This is a genomic window from Streptomyces sp. NPDC058664, assembly GCF_042716635.1.
Lineage (GTDB): Bacteria > Actinomycetota > Actinomycetes > Streptomycetales > Streptomycetaceae > Streptomyces.
In genome coordinates this window covers 46,060-61,973 of record NZ_JBHXRW010000005.1, presented here as the reverse complement: position 1 = coordinate 61,973, position 15,914 = coordinate 46,060, and the positions used below count along the sequence as shown (strand labels likewise).

Below are 15,914 nucleotides of genomic sequence, written 5' to 3'. Positions count from 1 at the left end.
GCACGTACTCCGTGCTCACACCAGACTCCCGCCCCGCGCTGCCGTCCCGCTTGCGTACCGCTAACGATCCGCTGACAGGCGCGAGAGCCGGGCCGCCGCCCGCGCCGAACCCTCCGGGAAACCGGCCGCTTCGGACGCGACGATCGCGCGTTCCAGCTGGTCAGCCGCCTCCTCAAGGCGGCCGGAGCCGGCCAGCGCCTCGCCCCTGACGATCTGCAGCTGCGCCCGGACGACCACCGCGTCGGGGGCGACGAGTTCCCCGGCGCGAAGGGTGTGGGCGAGCGCCGCCTCGTAGTCCTCCGCCTTCAGACAGTGCCCCGCCAGGTGCTGGAGGGTCAGCGCCTGCGTGGAGGGGTGGCCCGTGCGGTCGGCGAGCGAGACCGCGTGGACCATGAGCAGTCCGGCCCGCTCGTGTTCCCCGGTGGCGTCCAGGACGGCGGCGTAGTTGACGTAGGCGATGGCCTCGCTGATCGTGTCGCCCGCCCGCGCGGCCAGGCCGGGTGCCTTCTCCAGGTGGACGAGCGCCTCGGCGTCCCGGCCCTCCTCGTGCAGGATCCAGCCGAGCAGCGCCCGCGCCCGCGACTGCGCGTCGAGATCGCCCACGTACTCGGCCGAGGCGAGCCCCGCCTCCAGGAGCGGCGTCCAGCCGTCCCCGATCCGCATGAGCATCAGCGGCCACTGCACCAGGGCGAGCCGCCAGGCCCGGTCGTGCAGGCCGAGGGCCGCCGCGGCGGCCACCGCGCCCTCCAGGGCCGGGCGTTCCGCCACGTACCAGTCGAGGGCCGCCGTCCGGTCCTCGAACTCCCGCGTCGCGGCGGGCCGCCGGGCGTCGGCGGGCAGCGAGTAGCAGGGCTGGGAGCCCGGTTCGGCGGCGGCATCGGCCGCGAGGCCCGTGTAGAGGTAGTGGTCGAGGAGGCGCGGCAGGCCCTCGGGGTCGGCCTCCGGGGCGAGATGGCGGGCGTAGAGCCGTACCAGGTCGTGCGGTGTCCAGCGGCCGGGGACGGCCTCGGTGAGCAGATGCGCGGCGGCGAGCCGGTCCAGGTCGGCGGAGGCCTGTACGGGAGACGTCCCGGCGAGCGCGCCCGCAGCGAACCGGTCGAGGTCGGATCCGGTGTGCAGGCCGATCGCGCGGAACAGCCGGGCCGCCGACTCGGGCAGCTGCTGCACGGTGAGCCGCAGAGCGGCGGAGACGCCCCGGTCCTCGATGTCGAGCAGCATCAGCCTGCCCTGCTCGTCGGCGAGTTCACCGACCATCGCGCCGAGCGTCCACCCCGGCCGTTCGGCGAGCCGGGCCGCCGTGACGCGCAGCGCCAGCGGCAGGCCGTCGCAGAGCCCGGCGAGCCGGGCCACGGCACCCGGCTCGGCGGCGACCCGCGACTCGCCGAGGACGGTGGTGAGCAGGGCCGCCGAATCGGCAGGGGGAAGGTGTCCGAGCGGCACCGGCCGGGCCGCGTCAGAGGCGATGAGGCCGCCGAGCCGGTCGCGGCTGGTGACGAGCGTCGTGCAGTGGTCGCCGCCGGGCAGCAGCGGCCGGACCTGCTCGGAGGAGCGGGCGTTGTCGAGGACGACGAGCAGTCGGCGGCCGCCGGTCAGCGAACGGAACAGCGCGCCGCGCGCCTCCACGGCCTCCGGGATCCGCTGCGGCGGCACGCCGAGCGCAAGGAGGAACTCGCGCAGGACGGCGGCGGTCTCGGGCGCCGGGGTGTCGCTGAAACCGCGCAGGTCGGCGAAGAGCCGCCCGTCGGGGAAGTCGGCGCGCCGCTCGTACGCCCAGTGCACGGCGAAGGCCGTCTTGCCGACGCCGGCCGGACCGGTGACGAGACAGACGGGCCCCTCCCCGTCGGCGACGGCCCGGTCGAGCGCGGCGAGTTCGGTGCCGCGGCCGGTGAACCCGCGCGGCGCCCGCGGCAGCCCCTCGGGCGTGGGGACCTCCGGCGCCGGGGCCTCGGTCGGGGCGACGGGGCGGGGTACGGGCACGACGGGCCCGGCGGAGCGGAGCAGCGTCGCGTACGCCTCGCCGAGCGTCTCGCCGGGATCGACGCCCAGCTCCTCGGCGAGCAGCCGCCGGGTCCTGTGGTACCAGTCGATCGCGTCCGACTGGCGCCCCGAACGGCCGAGCGCCAGCATCAGCGCGGCCGCGAGGGACTCCCGCAGCGGGTGCGCGACGGCCTCGGTCCTGAGCACGGCCGCGGCCCGGCCGTGCTCGCCGAGTTCCCCGTACGCCTCCGCAAGCGCCTCCACCGAGGCGAGCCTCAGCTCTTCGAGGCCGCCGGCCGCCGCCTCGAGGGGACGGCTGTGCACGGTTCCGGTGAGGGCGGGCCCCTGCCAGTACGAGAGCGCTTCCCGCAGCATCCGCACCGCGTCGGCGGGCTGCCGCTGCACCTGGGCGAGCCCCACGAGCTCCTCGAAGCGGTGGACGTCCACCAGCGACTCGGGCATCCGCAGCACGTACGCCGAACCATGGGTGGCCAGCTCGACGCCGTACGCGTCCGCCCCGTGCTCGGCGAGCAGCGCCCGCAGCCGCGAGACGTGCCCCTGGAGCACGGTCTTGGCGTGGGTGGGCGGCTCCTCCTCCCAGAGGGCGTCGATCAACTGGCCGACGTTGACCGCGCTGTTGGGTCGCAACAGGAGCATGGCCAGGAGACTGGACCGCTTGGCGGGCCCCAGGGCTACGTCTCCGTCCTCCGTCACCAGCGCGACGGAGCCGAGCAGCCGGAACTCCACCTGATTACACCTCCGCGATCCCACTCCCCCGTTTCCCCAGCAGTCGAGGATACGTGGGGTGGAGGGGTCGACCGTGCGTGGAGATCCCCGATCCCGCCCTCGTCGTCCGAATCTGCACATGGTGATGAACTGTGCGCTGTGCACGGTCACCTGTGCGCTGTGCTGAGCGGCTGTGTAAAAGGGGAATCGAACCCCCGCGCTGCTCTCCACGCGCCAGGAAGGACCGGATTGACCGCCGGTCCACGGCTTGTGCACGCCTCCGGGACGACTACCTGCTCCACGCCGGGCAACCGGCTCAGTCCAGCAGATCGACCTCCCAGTTCGACCGCTGGATCAGCACGTCGACCTCACGGAGCTCCCGGGCCAGTACGTCGGCCTGGGCCCGGAGCCGCGCCACCGGCAGCGCCGACAGCATCTTCAGCTCGGACCGCAGCTGCCGCACCGTCCCGTACTGGTCCCGTCCGGCGGCCGCGTCGGCCGCCGCCGAGACGACGGAGTGCCGCAGGCGCAGCACGTCCCGCCGGGCCAGCGCGTCGGTGAGCGTCCCGCCGCCCTCGACGACGGCCCGGGCGTTGGTCCTGTTGATCCGCCGGATCAGCCCCTCCAGCTCCCCGAGCACCTCCCCGGCCTCGGCCAGCAGGGCACCCGCGTCCTCGGCCGGCTCCTCCCCCTCCTGGTACCGGGCACTACCGACCACCCGCGACCGCAACTGCTCCACCCGCCGAGCGGCATCCGCCCGCAACACCAGCGCCTCGGCAAGCTTCACGACCTCACCCCTCCACCACGAAGATTCGGCTGGAATTATGCCCGCCGCCCACCCGTCCCGCCGAACGCCACGCGCCTCTCCCGGAAGCCCGGCGGTGCCGCCCCTCCGCATGCTCATGACGCGGTCACGGCCGTGGCGAGCGTGGCCGCGGACAGGACCAGGAACAGCAGGGCGCTGCCCAGCCGGTGGTCGCGCACCCGCAGGTGGGTGATCACCGCGCCGACGAAGTACAGGACCAGGCCGGCCGCCGCCGCGACTCCGAAGGGCCGTACGACCAGGCCGGCCAGCAGGCCCAGCGAGGCCGCGCCCAGACAGGCGCCGAGTGCGTACATCCAGGACACCGGCACCTGGAGCCGCTCCGCGATGGCGACGATCATGGGGTGTCGGGTGAAGTCCATGTAGGCGCCGACTCCCGTCGCGGTGGCGGTCAGCAGGGTCAGGATGAGATACGCGGGGTACATGGGGGGGGGTCCTTTCCGGCTCGCCTCCACCCTCGCGGGCCCCCGCAGTGGCGGTCCAATACCCGCATCCATAGCCTGACGGCATGGATGTGGACACCCGGCTGCTGCGCTACTTCGCCACCGTGGCCGACGAGGGCAACCTCACCCGTGCCGCGGAACGCCTGTTCGTGGCACAACCGTCCCTGACCAAGCAGATCAAGCAGCTGGAGACGAAACTGGGCGTGCGGCTCTTCGTCCGCTCCCGGGCCGGCATGACCCTCACCGGGCCGGGTCGGGCACTGGCCGATCGTGTGCCGGCCCTGCTCGGCGCACTCCACGAGGCGGTACGGGAGACCAGGGACGCCGCGAGCCGGGCGGAGCGGGTTCTGCGGGTCGGCATCATGGGCAGCGGGGCCAACGAGGCGACCCCCGGGATCATCGCGGCCTTCGGCGACCGCCGACCGGGCTGGCGGGTGGAGCTGCGGCAGGGCGTGTGGTCCGAGCCGACGGCGGGGCTGGCCGACGGCGACGTCGATGCCGCGCTGCTGTACCTGCCCTTCCCCGGCCAGGAACGCTGGCGGGTGTCCGAGCTGTTCACCGAGCCTCGCTGCGTGCTGCTGCCGTCCGGTCACCGGCTGACGGACCGGGCGTCGATCGCCTTCCGGGAGCTCTGGGACGAGCCGTTCGTCGCCGCCCCGCCGGAGGCCGGCGAATGGCGCGACTGGTGGCTGGCGACCGACGCGCGCGAGGGCCACCCGCCCCGCATCGGCGCCGAAGCGCGCCACCCGGACGACTGGCTGAACGCCATCGCCAACGGCTACGGCATCGCACTCGCCCCATCGTCGGCCGCCCGTTACTACCCCCGCCCCGGCATCACCCAGCGCCCCGTCACGGGCGTCGCCCCCTGCACCGTCGCCGTGGCCCGCCCCCCGGCCGCCGACGACAACCCCGTTGTCGAGGATTTCGTCGCCTCGTGCCTGACCGTGGCCCGACCACGATGACGCGCCCCGGTCCGGGACGAAAAACAAGGGCCCGACCCGGAGGAGTCGGACCCTTTCCGACCTGGATGTCCGCCAGGTCAGCCAGGCGGTTGCACGTCACCCGCTACACGTTGAAGCGGAACTCCACCACGTCGCCGTCCTGCATGACGTACTCCTTGCCCTCCATGCGGGCCTTGCCGGCCGCGCGGGCGTCGGCCACCGAGCCCGTTTCCACGAGGTCGGCGAAGGAGATGACCTCGGCCTTGATGAAGCCCTTCTGGAAGTCGGTGTGGATGACACCGGCCGCCTCGGGGGCCGTCGCGCCCTGCTTGATCGTCCAGGCGCGGGATTCCTTGGGGCCGGCCGTCAGGTAGGTCTGGAGGCCGAGGGTGGCGAAGCCGACGCGGGCGAGGGTGGCCAGGCCGGGCTCGTCGGCGCCGACGGACTGGAGGAGCTCCATGGCGTCCTCCTCGTCCAGCTCGGCGAGGTCCTGCTCCAGCTTCGCGTTGAGGAAGATCGCCTCCGCCGGGGCGACCAGCGCGCTCTGCTCCGCCTTGAAGGCGTCGTCCGTCAGCTCGTCCTCGTCCACGTTGAACACGTAGAGGAACGGCTTCGTGGTGAGCAGGTGCAGGTCGTGGAGCAGCTCCGCCTTCTCCGAGCCCTGCACGATGCCCTGCGAGAAGAGCGTGTCGCCCTTCTCCAGGATCGCCTGGGCGGCCTCGACCGCCGCGACCTTGGGCGCCGTGTCCTTCTTGATCCGCATCTCCTTCTGGAGGCGCGGCAGGACCTTCTCGATCGTCTGGAGGTCCGCGAGGATCAGCTCCGTGTTGATCGTCTCGATGTCGTCCTTCGGCGAGACCTTGCCGTCGACGTGGACGACGTTCTCGTCCTTGAAGGCGCGGATGACCTGGCAGATCGCGTCCGACTCGCGGATGTTCGCGAGGAACTTGTTGCCGAGGCCCTCTCCCTCGCTCGCGCCGCGCACGATGCCCGCGATGTCGACGAAGTCGACCGTCGCCGGGAGGACGCGCTGGGAGTTGAAGATCTCCGCGAGCTTGGTGAGGCGGGCGTCGGGGACGCCGACGACGCCGACGTTGGGCTCGATCGTGGCGAACGGGTAGTTGGCCGCCAGCACGTCGTTCTTGGTCAGGGCGTTGAACAGGGTCGACTTGCCGACATTCGGCAGACCGACGATTCCGATCGTGAGCGACACGGTGGCGACTTCCTGAAGTGTGGACGGGGGGCCGATCTCCCAGTTTACGGGCGGGCCGAACCGGCCAGTGACGCCGACCTTCGGTCGTTCTCGGGGGCAAGGTCACCCAAAGGGCGTGTCCCGGACCCGGTTCCCGCCCCCTCCCGACCTACGTTGGTGGGGTGGAGCAGCACAGGACAAGTCAGCCGCAAGGCCGCCGACGGCCGCAAACCCCCGTCGCGCCGCCCGCCGCACCGCCCGTCGCGCCGCCCGTCACGCCCGTGGAGGGTGCGACCGTGTACCGCGTGACCGGCAGGGCCCGGCGGGGTCCCGGCGGTGCCCGCGTCGAGCGCGCCGGGGCGACGGGGCCGGCCGCCGGACGGACGGCCGGCCGGCCCGTGCCTCCGGTCGTCCTCGCCCTCCGGCGGCTTCCCTCGCCCCGGCTCACCGGCCTCGGCGCCGGGCTCTTCGCCTCCGCCGTCATGCTGGTGCTCGGCTTCCTCGACCGGCTGCTCCTCGACGGCTCTCCCGTCGTCTACGGGCTGCTGTTCCTGCCGGTCAGCGCCCTGACCGCACTGTGGGTCCGTACCGCCGACCTCGTCACCGCCCCGATCGGCGTGCCCATCGCCTTCGCCGTCGGCGTCGTCCCCATCGCGGGCGGCACGGGCGGCCTCGGCGGCCAGGCGATGGCGGTCGTGACCGCCCTCGCCGTGCACGCCGGCTGGCTGTACGGCGGCACCCTCGTCGCCGGGCTGATCGCGAGCGTACGGAAGGTGCGGGAGATGGGCCGGCGGCAGGCGGCCGCCCGCACGACCGGCGGACCGACTGCCGGACCGACCGGCGGACCGGGCGCCGGTGCCTCCTCCGCGGCCGGAGAGGCTTCCGGCGGGAGGGGCAGGGCCACCCCGCGCCGCCGCCCCGTGGCCTGATCACGCGGCCGGACGCGCTCGCCGTCCCCCCCGCTCTCACGCCCTCGCCGCCGCCATCCCCGCCCCCACGATGCCCGCGTTGTTCTGGAGTTCCGCCGGGACGATCTCCGCGCGGACGCCCTCGATCAGCGGAAGGAACTTGTCCGCCTTCCGGCTCACCCCTCCGCCGATGATGAACAGCTCCGGCGAGAACAGCATCTCGACGTGCGCGAGGTACTTCTGTACGCGGCGCGTCGCCCAGTGCTCCCAGCTGAGGTCCTCGTCCTCCTTGGCCTTCGTCGACGCCCTGGTCTCCGCGTCGTGACCCTTGAGTTCCAGGTGACCCAGTTCCGTGTTGGGGACGAGGCGGCCGTCGACGAAGAGGGCCGAGCCGATGCCCGTGCCGAGGGTCAGCATGATCACGGTGCCCTTGCGGCCCCGGCCGGCACCGAAGGTCATCTCCGCGATCCCGGCCGCGTCGGCGTCGTTCAGGACGGTCACCGGGAGGCCGCCGAGGCGGTCGCTCAGGAGGGTGCCCGCGTCGACGCCGATCCATGACCTGTCGACGTTCGCGGCCGTACGGATCGTCGAGCCCGTGACCACCCCGGGGAAGGTGACCCCCACCGGTCCGGTCCAGCCGAAGTGCGCCACGACCTCCGCGACGCAGCCCGCCACACCGTCGGGTTTGGCGGGCTGCGGGGTCAGCACCTTGTGGCGCTCCTCGGTGAGCGCGCCGCGCTCCAGGTCCACGGGGGCACCCTTGATGCCCGAGCCGCCGATGTCCACTCCGAAGACGTTCATGGACCCCACCGTAAGGGCTGGGGCGCGGTGTTACTCCTTGACCGGCCCCGCCGCGAGGAGCTTCGCCGCCTCGGCCCGCAGGTCCTTGTTGCGGAGCTCCTTGGGCAGCGAGAAGGTGAGCGACTCGTCGGCCGTCTTGACGATCTCGACGTCCGCGTACCCCCGCTCGGAGAGCCATTCCAGGACCTCCTGCACGAGGATGTCCGGGACGGAGGCGCCGGAGGAGAGGCCGACGCTGGTCACGCCCTCCAGCCAGGCCTCGTCGATCTCGCTCGCGAAGTCGACCAGGTACGCGGCGGGGACGCCGGCCTGCTTGGCGACCTCGACCATCCGGATCGAGTTCGAGGAGTTCTTCGAGCCGACGACGATCACAAGGTCGGCCTGGCCGGCGAGCTCCTTGATGGCGATCTGGCGGTTCTGCGTGGCGTAGCAGATGTCGTCGGACGGCGGGGAGATCAGCTGCGGGAACTTCTCCTTCAGCGCGTCGACCGTCTCCATCGTCTCGTCGACCGAGAGCGTGGTCTGGGAGAGCCAGACGACCCGGGACGGGTCGCGGACCTCGATCTTGGCGACGTCGTCGGGGCCGTCGACCAGCTGGATGTGGTCGGGGGCCTCGCCGGAGGTGCCGATGACCTCCTCGTGGCCCTCGTGGCCGATGAGGAGGATGTCGAAGTCCTCGTTGGCGAAGCGGACGGCTTCCTTGTGGACCTTGGTGACCAGCGGGCAGGTGGCGTCGATGGTCTTGAGGCGGCCCTCGCGCGCCTCCTCGTGGACGGCGGGGGCGACGCCGTGGGCGGAGAACATCACGATGTTGCCCGGCGGCACCTCGGTCGCCTGGTCGACGAAGATGGCGCCCTTCCGCTCCAGGGTCTGCACGACGTACTTGTTGTGGACGATCTCGTGCCGGACGTAGATCGGTGCCCCGTACTGCTCCAGGGCCTTCTCCACGGCGATCACGGCACGGTCCACGCCCGCGCAGTAGCCGCGGGGGGCGGCGAGCAGGACACGCTTCGGACGGTTCGTCGCGGGGGCGGACTCGGGCGTCGGCGCGGGCGTTGCAGTCATGCGTCCCATCGTAAGGCCGCGTCGGTGAGCGGTTTGATCGGCACCGTGGCCGAAACTGTGGCCATGTCCGAGGAATCGCAGGTGGCGGAGCGCGGGGAGCACACGGGACTTCGACGGAGTCTCGGCTTCCGTGACCTGGTCGTCTACGGTCTGCTCTTCATCGCGCCGATGGCGCCCGTCGGCGTCTTCGGCACGCTCGACGCCAAGTCCGGCGGCGCGGTCGCACTCGTGTACGTCGTGGCCACCGTCGCCATGGCGTTCACCGCGTTCAGCTACGCGCAGATGGTGCGGGTCGCTCCGCAGGCCGGTTCCGTCTTCACGTACGCCCGCAAGGGGCTCGGGGAAGGGCCGGGATTCATCGCCGGCTGGATGGCGATGCTCGACTACCTGCTGATCCCGGCCGTCGCCTACCTCTTCGCGGGCATCGCGATGGAGGCGCTGGTCCCGGAGGTGGACCGGTGGGTGTGGACCGGGATCGCCGTCGTGGTCACCACCCTGCTCAACCTGTGGGGCGTACGGGCGGCGGCCCGGGTCGGCTTCGCGGTGCTCGCGATGGAGATCGTCGTCCTCCTCGTCTTCGTCGTCTCGGCCGTGGTGGTGCTCGTACGGGACGGGGCACGGCGCGACTGGTGGTCGCCGCTCACCGGCGACGTCTCGTTCTCGCTGGCCGCGGTGGTGGGCGCGGTGTCGGTGGCCGTCCTCTCCTACCTGGGCTTCGACGCCATCGCCTCCTTCGCGGAGGAGGTCACCGGAGGCTCGGCGAAGGTGGCGCGGGCGGTGCTGTTCTGCCTGGCCCTGGCGGGCGTCCTCTTCATTGCGCAGTCCTGGCTGGTCGCGCTCCTCGAACCGGTCTCCTCGGCCGAGCTCGCGGCGGACCCGGGCAAGCAGGGGTCGGCCTTCTACGACGCCGTGGACGCGTCGGTCGGCGGCTGGCTGCACGACCTCGTGGCCGTGTCCAAGGCGATCGGCGCGGCCTTCGCGGCGCTCGCGGGGCAGGCGGCCGGTGGCCGGCTGCTGTTCGCGATGGGCCGCGACCGGCGCCTGCCGCACGTGCTCTCCCGGACGGACGGGGGCGTGCCGCGGGTGGCGCTGCTCGTGGCGGCGACGGTGACGATGATCGCGGCGGTGTGGGCGGCCCGCCGGGACGACGGCCTCGACCACCTGGTGTCGGTGGTCGACGTCGGCGCGCTGACGGCCTTCGTCCTGCTGCACGCGAGCGTGGTGGGCTGGTTCGCGGTACGGCGGGCCGAGGGTCCGCCGCACTGGCTGAAGCACGTCGTCCTTCCGGTCGTCGGGGCGGTGATCCTGATCGCGGTCATCGTGGAGGCCTCGCCTGAGGCGCAGGTGGTGGGCGTGGTGTGGCTGGGGGTGGGCCTGGTGGTCCTGGCCGTCCAGGGGGCGGCGCGGACCCCGGCGGGGCGCTGACGTTGTCGTACCGCGCGGTTACGCTCGGTCCATGGGTCTGACTACGTCCGCCGAAGCACCGCTTCCCGTCGGTGAGGTCTCCCGGCTGATCGGGGGCTGGATCGACCGGCTCGGGGCGATCTGGGTCGAGGGGCAGATCACGCAGCTGTCGCGGCGCCCCGGCGCCGGGGTCGTCTTCCTGACGCTGCGGGATCCCTCGCACGACGTCTCCATCGGCGTCACCTGCTACCGCCAGGTGTTCGACGCCGTCGCGGACATCGTGGCGGAGGGCGCCCGGGTCGTCGTGCACGCCAAGCCCGAGTGGTACGCGCCGCGCGGGCAGCTCTCGCTGCGGGCGGTGGAGATCAAGCCGGTCGGGATCGGCGAGCTGCTCGCCCGGTTGGAACAGCTGAAGCGGAGTCTGGCGGCCGAGGGGCTCTTCGCCCTCGACCGGAAGAAGCCGCTGCCGTTCCTGCCGCACCGGATCGGGCTCGTCTGCGGCCGCGCCTCGGCGGCGGAGCGCGACGTCCTGGAGAACGCGCGGCGCCGCTGGCCCGCCGTCGCCTTCGAGGTGCGGAACGTGGCGGTGCAGGGCGTGAAGGCGGTTCCACAGGTCGTCCAGGCGGTCAAGGAGCTCGACGCGCACGAGGACGTGGACGTGATCATCGTCGCCCGGGGCGGCGGCAGCGTCGAGGACCTGCTGCCGTTCTCGGACGAGCAGCTCGTCCGGACCGTCGCCGACTGCCGTACGCCGGTGGTCTCGGCGATCGGGCACGAACCGGACTCTCCCCTCCTCGACCTGGTGGCCGACCTGCGCGCCTCGACGCCGACGGACGCGGCCAAGAGGGTCGTACCGGACGTCGGCGAGGAGCTGGAGCGGGTACGCGGGCTGCGGGACCGGGCCCTGCGGACGGTGCGGGGACTCCTCGACCGGGAGGAGCGCGGCCTCGCGCAGGCGCTCGCGCGGCCCGTCCTGGAGCGTCCGCAGCGCATGGTCGAGGTCCGGGCGGACGAGGTGGCCGCGCTGCTCGCCCGGAGCCGGCGCGTCCTCGGGCACCTCCTGGACCGGGCGGACTCCGAGCTGTCGCACACGCGGGCGCGGGTCCGCGCGCTGTCGCCCGCCGCGACGCTCGAGCGGGGGTACGCGGTGCTCCAGCGCGCGGACGGCACGGTGGTCCGCTCCCCGGAGGAGGCCGCGGAGGGCGAGGAGCTGCGGGCCCGGGTGGCGGAGGGCGAGTTCGCGGTGCGGCGCGTGGGCGATACCGCCTGAGCGGCGTCACGGAGGGCGCCGAGGACGTAGAGAACATCCAGAGAGAACCGGATACGGAGGGTGGAGCGGCACATGGCAGCGGGAACGAGCACGGGTACGAGTACGGAAGAGGCGGCGCTCGGGTACGAGCAGGCGCGGGACGAGCTGATCGAGGTCGTCCGGCGGCTCGAGGCGGGCGGGACCTCCCTGGAGGACTCCCTGGCCCTCTGGGAGCGCGGCGAGGAGCTGGCGAAGGTCTGCCGTCGCCGCCTCGAAGGGGCGCGGGCCCGGCTGGACGCCTCTCTGGCGGCGGAGCGCGCGGCCGAGACGGCGGAGGCGGAGGACGGGGACGGGGACGAGTAGCCCCCTGTCGCATCCAGGGGGCGGTCCGTCGTAGACTCCGGAGTGAAACGGATCACTATCCGGATGGATTAGTTGAAGTTTCATCAATCCTGGGCGTACTGTCGAGACATCGCTTGAGCCGCACACGAGCGACTCCCCTTTGCAGTCCGGAAGGTACGCAGCATGTCTCTCGCCCTTGACCCCACCGCTCAGGATCTCCTCTTCCGCGAGGCCCGCACCGCCAACACGTTCACCGACGAGCCGGTGACCGACGAGCAGGTCCAGGCGATCTACGACCTGGTGAAGTACGGCCCCACCGCCTTCAACCTGACCCCGCTGCGCATCACCCTGGTCCGCTCCCCCGAGGCCCGCGAGCGCCTGGTCAAGCACATGGCCGAGGGCAACCAGGCCAAGACCGCCTCGGCCCCGCTCGTCGCGATCCTCTCCGCCGACAACGAGTTCCACGAGGAGCTCCCGTCCCTGCTGCCGCACTTCCCGCAGGCCAAGGACGTGTTCTTCTCCGAGCGCCCGGTCCGCGAGGGCGCCGCGCTCCTGAACGCCGCCCTCCAGGCCGCGTACTTCATCGTGGGCGTCCGCGCCGCCGGCCTGGCCGCGGGCCCGATGACCGGTGTGGACCTCGCCGGCCTCCAGAAGGAGTTCCTCGACGACGACCACACCCCGCTGATGGTCGTCAACATCGGCAAGCCGGGTGAGAACGCCTGGTTCCCGCGCTCCCCGCGCCTGGCCTACGAGGACGTCGTCACCACCGTCTGACGTGTAGACGAATACGGGAAGGGCCCCGCACTCCACGAGTGCGGGGCCCTTCCCGTACGCCTCTCGAAGCCCGGTGCCCCTCGAAGCCCTCAGACCTTCTTCGACCGGAGCGAGCCCGCCATCTCGGCCAGCCGCTCGAAGGAGGCCGTGCCGGTCACCACCGTCGTCGCCCCGCCGTCCACACGGACGAGCGCGTCGTACTTCGGCCCCTCCCAGCGCTGCCAGACCTGACCGGCCACCGTCTGGGTCTTCCCGGTGTTCTTCGCCCGGTGGGTGACGTCCGGGACGTACGTGCCCGGCTTCGCCGTCGACTGGTGGATCGCCACGTACTGCGTGTCCGGGGAGAGGAAACCGAGCTGCCAGGCGTCGGCGTTGTCACGCTTGTACGAGACGACCGTCGCCTTCCATCCCTCGCCGAGGCCCTCGGGGGCCAGCACCGGATACGGCGCCGCCCGCTGAGCCGTCAGGAGCTCGACCCGGTAGTCCTTCGCCTTCACCGGGTCGGCGCTCTCGTCGTGCGGGATGAAGAGATACATCACTCCCGCGGCGACCAAGATCACCCCGAGGGACTGGAACATCCCGCGTACCGTCTGCCTGCCTCGCATACCTGCCACGCCCCCATGGTCGCATCAGGGTCGGCTGCTCATACGTGGGCCCCTCTGCTCATTCTGTCGACCTACCGATAGAGTCGCAGCACCCTCTTTTATCCGGCCGTCGCCGTACAGAAAGGTGCGTTCCGATGACCGAGAACCATCTGCCGCCCGAGCTTGTCGTCTCCCCGGAAGCCCCCGACCGCAACCTCGCCCTCGAGCTGGTCCGCGTCACCGAGGCCGCCGCCATGGCGGCCGGCCGCTGGGTCGGCCGCGGTGACAAGATCGGCGCGGACGGCGCGGCGGTCAACGCCATGCGGACCCTGATCTCCACCGTCTCGATGAACGGCGTGGTCGTCATCGGCGAGGGCGAGAAGGACGAAGCCCCCATGCTCTTCAACGGCGAGCGGGTCGGCGACGGCACCGGCGCCGAGGTCGACATCGCCGTCGACCCGATCGACGGCACCACGCTCAACGCCAAGGGCATGCCGAACGCGATCGCCGTCCTGGCCGCCGCCGACCGCGGCTCCATGTTCGACCCGTCCGCGGTCTTCTACATGGACAAGCTGGTCACCGGCCCCGAGGCCGCCGACTTCGTCGACATCAACGCCCCCGTCTCGGTCAACATCCGCCGGGTCGCCAAGGCGAAGAACTCCTCGCCGGAGGACATCACGGTCGTCATCCTGGACCGCCCCCGCCACGAGGGCATCGTCAAGGAGATCCGCGAGACCGGCGCCCGGATCAAGTTCATCTCGGACGGCGACGTCGCCGGTTCGATCATGGCCGTCCGCGAGGGCACCGGCGTCGACATGCTCATGGGCGTCGGCGGCACCCCCGAGGGCATCATCTCCGCCTGCGCCATCAAGTGCCTCGGCGGCGTGATCCAGGGCAAGCTGTGGCCGAAGGACGAGGCCGAGCGGCAGAAGGCGATCGACGCCGGTCACGACCTGGACCGGGTCCTCTCCACGAACGACCTGGTCGCCGGCGACAACGTGTTCTTCGTCGCGACCGGCATCACCGACGGGGAGCTGCTGCGCGGGGTCCGCTACCGCGCCGAGACGGCGACCACGCAGTCGCTCGTCATGCGCTCGAAGTCCGGCACGATCCGCCAGATCGACTCCACGCACCGGCTCTCGAAGCTGCGCGCGTACAGCAAGATCGACTTCGATCGCGCGAACTGAGTCGAACCCGGCCCCGGCGGGCCGAAGGCCGGGCCGACGGGTACGAAGAGGGGCGCCCCCATGTGCGGTGGGGGCGCCCCTTCCCGTACGGGACGACGGAGGTGTCCGTACTCCCGCTCCTGCGCTTCTGCCGAGCCACCCTTCGGACGACGACGGTGGCCGCTTCCGTCAGCCCGCCTGGGCGATCCGCTCGGTCGCGGACGCCTTCCTCAGCTCCACCTCACGGCGTCGGCGCCGGGCCAGGGCGACACGGCGCTCCGCGGCCGTGAGCCCGCCCCACACCCCGTACGGCTCGGGCTGGAGCAGCGCGTGCTCCCGGCACTCGACCATGACGGGACAGCGTCCGCAGACCCGCTTGGCCGCCGCCTCACGCGCGAGGCGCGCGGCGGTCGGCTCCTTGGACGGGGCGAAGAAGAGCCCGGCCTCGTCCCGGCGGCACACCGCCTCCGCGTGCCAAGGACCGGCCTCGTCCTCCCGGGCAGGGACGCGCTGAGGGGGGACGGCGGCGACCTGGAGGGGCTGATGCGGCGGTTGCAGCACGGTCTACTCCTGACGACGGCTTCGCGAGCGAGCGGCGATGCAGCAGCCCTACCCGCTGTGCGCGCGCCTATGCACTGCGTGCCGTGCCGTTCCGCTCTGCGGATACCCGGGGGCGAATTCCGGTCACCCGCCGAGCCGCCGTGGAGTCAGTGACCGACCGCCGTGGGGTCAGTGACCGAGGTGCTTGCGGAGCTTGCCCTGGAGGTCGGTGATCCACTTGCCGCGCTTGGGTCTGGCCTCGACGTTCCCGAAGACCGAGTAGCCGTTGATGACGACGACCGGGGCCTGCGGGTCGGCGCCTTCCAGGGTGACGACCTCGAAGTTGCCGAAGACCCCGCTGCCGCTGCCGCGCAGGCTGATGTTCTCCGGCACCCGCACCTCCACGTTGCCGAAGATGGAGGTGGCGTTGATGGTGGTGAGCCGCTGGGCGAAGATCGCCTCGGTCAGGTCGATCTCGATGTTCCCGAAGAGCGCGAAGGCGTTCGTCCGGCGACCCACCCGCCAGCGGCCCTTGCGGGTGGTGCTGGAGAAGATCGCGACGAGGCTGTCGGCGGCGCCTTCGGAGTCGTCCGGCCCGTACGCGTAGGCCGGCTCGGGCTCCTGACGGGTCCGCGCCGACGGCAGGTCACGGACGATGGGCTCCAGCTCGCCCACCGTCTTGGCACGGTAGACCGCGTCGATGCGGTCCGAGTGCTCCTCGGGATCGAGCCGCCCCTCGGCGAGGGCGTCCCTCAGGATGTCCGCGATCCGGTCCCGGTCCGCGTCCGAGGCTCGCAACGAGCCCCGCGGGTCGGCGAAGCCGGTCTCGGCGGGAGCGGCCGGCCGCTGCGGCTGCTTTTCGGGCGCGGGTTCGGGCTGCTTTTCGAGGTCCACGAAGCCAGCCTAGCGAAACGCGATAGATCGCGACCAGGGGGCGGGGCCGCGACCTGTGGACGACGACCCGGACGGACCGACGGAG

General features: G+C 72.2%; 16 protein-coding genes. 7 read left to right on the top strand and 9 right to left on the bottom strand.

What is annotated here, in order from left to right; genetic code table 11:
- Positions 1-60: 60 nt before the first annotated feature.
- The 3 genes from ACFWUY_RS06065 to ACFWUY_RS06055 all read right to left on the bottom strand — a co-directional run bounded on the left by ACFWUY_RS06065 (position 61) and on the right by ACFWUY_RS06055 (position 3,951).
- Complete coding sequence (locus tag ACFWUY_RS06065) at positions 61-2,724, bottom strand: BTAD domain-containing putative transcriptional regulator (RefSeq protein ID WP_384102535.1); 2,664 nt, start codon at positions 2,722-2,724, stop codon at positions 61-63.
- A 295-nt stretch (positions 2,725-3,019) separates the two neighbouring features.
- Positions 3,020-3,490 carry a DIP1984 family protein gene (locus tag ACFWUY_RS06060; RefSeq protein ID WP_384102533.1) on the bottom strand — a complete coding sequence of 157 codons (471 nt, stop codon included), beginning with the start codon at positions 3,488-3,490 and terminating at the stop codon, positions 3,020-3,022.
- A 113-nt stretch (positions 3,491-3,603) separates the two neighbouring features.
- A complete protein-coding gene (locus tag ACFWUY_RS06055) occupies positions 3,604-3,951 on the bottom strand; it encodes a DoxX family protein (RefSeq protein WP_384102531.1) in 348 nt (115 codons plus the stop codon).
- Positions 3,952-4,034: 83 nt separating this feature from the next.
- Between ACFWUY_RS06055 and ACFWUY_RS06050 the strand changes: the two genes are divergently transcribed.
- A complete protein-coding gene (locus tag ACFWUY_RS06050; protein ID WP_384102529.1) occupies positions 4,035-4,931 on the top strand; it encodes a LysR family transcriptional regulator in 897 nt (298 codons plus the stop codon).
- A 103-nt stretch (positions 4,932-5,034) separates the two neighbouring features.
- On the opposite strand, the gene ychF is transcribed toward ACFWUY_RS06050, so the two are convergent.
- Positions 5,035-6,123 carry a redox-regulated ATPase YchF gene (gene ychF, locus ACFWUY_RS06045; RefSeq protein WP_073809180.1) on the bottom strand — a complete coding sequence of 363 codons (1,089 nt, stop codon included), beginning with the start codon at positions 6,121-6,123 and terminating at the stop codon, positions 5,035-5,037.
- A 161-nt stretch (positions 6,124-6,284) separates the two neighbouring features.
- Here ychF and ACFWUY_RS06040 point away from each other — a divergent pair, with 161 nt between their 5' ends.
- Positions 6,285-7,031, top strand: coding sequence for a DUF6542 domain-containing protein (locus tag ACFWUY_RS06040; protein WP_384102526.1), 747 nt, complete (start codon positions 6,285-6,287; stop codon positions 7,029-7,031).
- 36 nt (positions 7,032-7,067) lie between these two features.
- Here ACFWUY_RS06040 and ppgK read toward each other — a convergent pair whose 3' ends face one another.
- Both ppgK and ACFWUY_RS06030 read right to left on the bottom strand, forming a co-directional pair.
- Entirely contained in the window at positions 7,068-7,811 is a 744-nt protein-coding gene (gene ppgK / locus ACFWUY_RS06035; protein WP_384102525.1) for a polyphosphate--glucose phosphotransferase, read from the bottom strand.
- Positions 7,812-7,841: 30 nt separating this feature from the next.
- A complete protein-coding gene (locus tag ACFWUY_RS06030; protein ID WP_384102523.1) occupies positions 7,842-8,885 on the bottom strand; it encodes a 4-hydroxy-3-methylbut-2-enyl diphosphate reductase in 1,044 nt (347 codons plus the stop codon).
- Positions 8,886-8,939: 54 nt separating this feature from the next.
- Here ACFWUY_RS06030 and ACFWUY_RS06025 point away from each other — a divergent pair, with 54 nt between their 5' ends.
- From ACFWUY_RS06025 to ACFWUY_RS06010, 4 genes are all read left to right on the top strand, one after another.
- Positions 8,940-10,301, top strand: a complete 1,362-nt coding sequence (locus ACFWUY_RS06025) for an APC family permease (protein ID WP_384102521.1) — start codon at positions 8,940-8,942, stop codon at positions 10,299-10,301.
- 31 nt (positions 10,302-10,332) lie between these two features.
- Positions 10,333-11,550, top strand: coding sequence for an exodeoxyribonuclease VII large subunit (xseA, locus tag ACFWUY_RS06020; RefSeq protein WP_384102519.1), 1,218 nt, complete (start codon positions 10,333-10,335; stop codon positions 11,548-11,550).
- A gap of 72 nt (positions 11,551-11,622) precedes the next feature.
- Entirely contained in the window at positions 11,623-11,892 is a 270-nt protein-coding gene (locus ACFWUY_RS06015) for an exodeoxyribonuclease VII small subunit (protein WP_384102516.1), read from the top strand.
- 162 nt (positions 11,893-12,054) lie between these two features.
- On the top strand, positions 12,055-12,645 hold the full coding sequence (locus ACFWUY_RS06010; protein WP_384102514.1) for a malonic semialdehyde reductase: 591 nt from the start codon (positions 12,055-12,057) through the stop codon (positions 12,643-12,645).
- Positions 12,646-12,734: 89 nt separating this feature from the next.
- Here the strand turns inward: ACFWUY_RS06010 and ACFWUY_RS06005 are convergent, their stop codons facing one another.
- The gene (locus ACFWUY_RS06005; protein WP_384102512.1) at positions 12,735-13,259 is read right to left on the bottom strand and encodes a DUF4245 domain-containing protein; all 525 of its coding nucleotides are present in this window, start codon (positions 13,257-13,259) and stop codon (positions 12,735-12,737) included.
- A gap of 125 nt (positions 13,260-13,384) precedes the next feature.
- On the opposite strand from ACFWUY_RS06005, the gene glpX reads away from it, so the two are divergent.
- On the top strand, positions 13,385-14,416 hold the full coding sequence (glpX, locus tag ACFWUY_RS06000; protein ID WP_384102510.1) for a class II fructose-bisphosphatase: 1,032 nt from the start codon (positions 13,385-13,387) through the stop codon (positions 14,414-14,416).
- 168 nt (positions 14,417-14,584) lie between these two features.
- On the opposite strand, the gene ACFWUY_RS05995 is transcribed toward glpX, so the two are convergent.
- Together ACFWUY_RS05995 and ACFWUY_RS05990 are read right to left on the bottom strand one after the other, a co-directional pair.
- On the bottom strand, positions 14,585-14,956 hold the full coding sequence (locus ACFWUY_RS05995; protein WP_384102508.1) for a WhiB family transcriptional regulator: 372 nt from the start codon (positions 14,954-14,956) through the stop codon (positions 14,585-14,587).
- Between the two features lie 168 nt (positions 14,957-15,124).
- Positions 15,125-15,829 (bottom strand): DUF1707 domain-containing protein, encoded by a 705-nt coding sequence (locus ACFWUY_RS05990; protein ID WP_384102506.1) that lies wholly within the window; start codon positions 15,827-15,829, stop codon positions 15,125-15,127.
- Between the last annotated feature and the right edge of the window lie 85 nt (positions 15,830-15,914).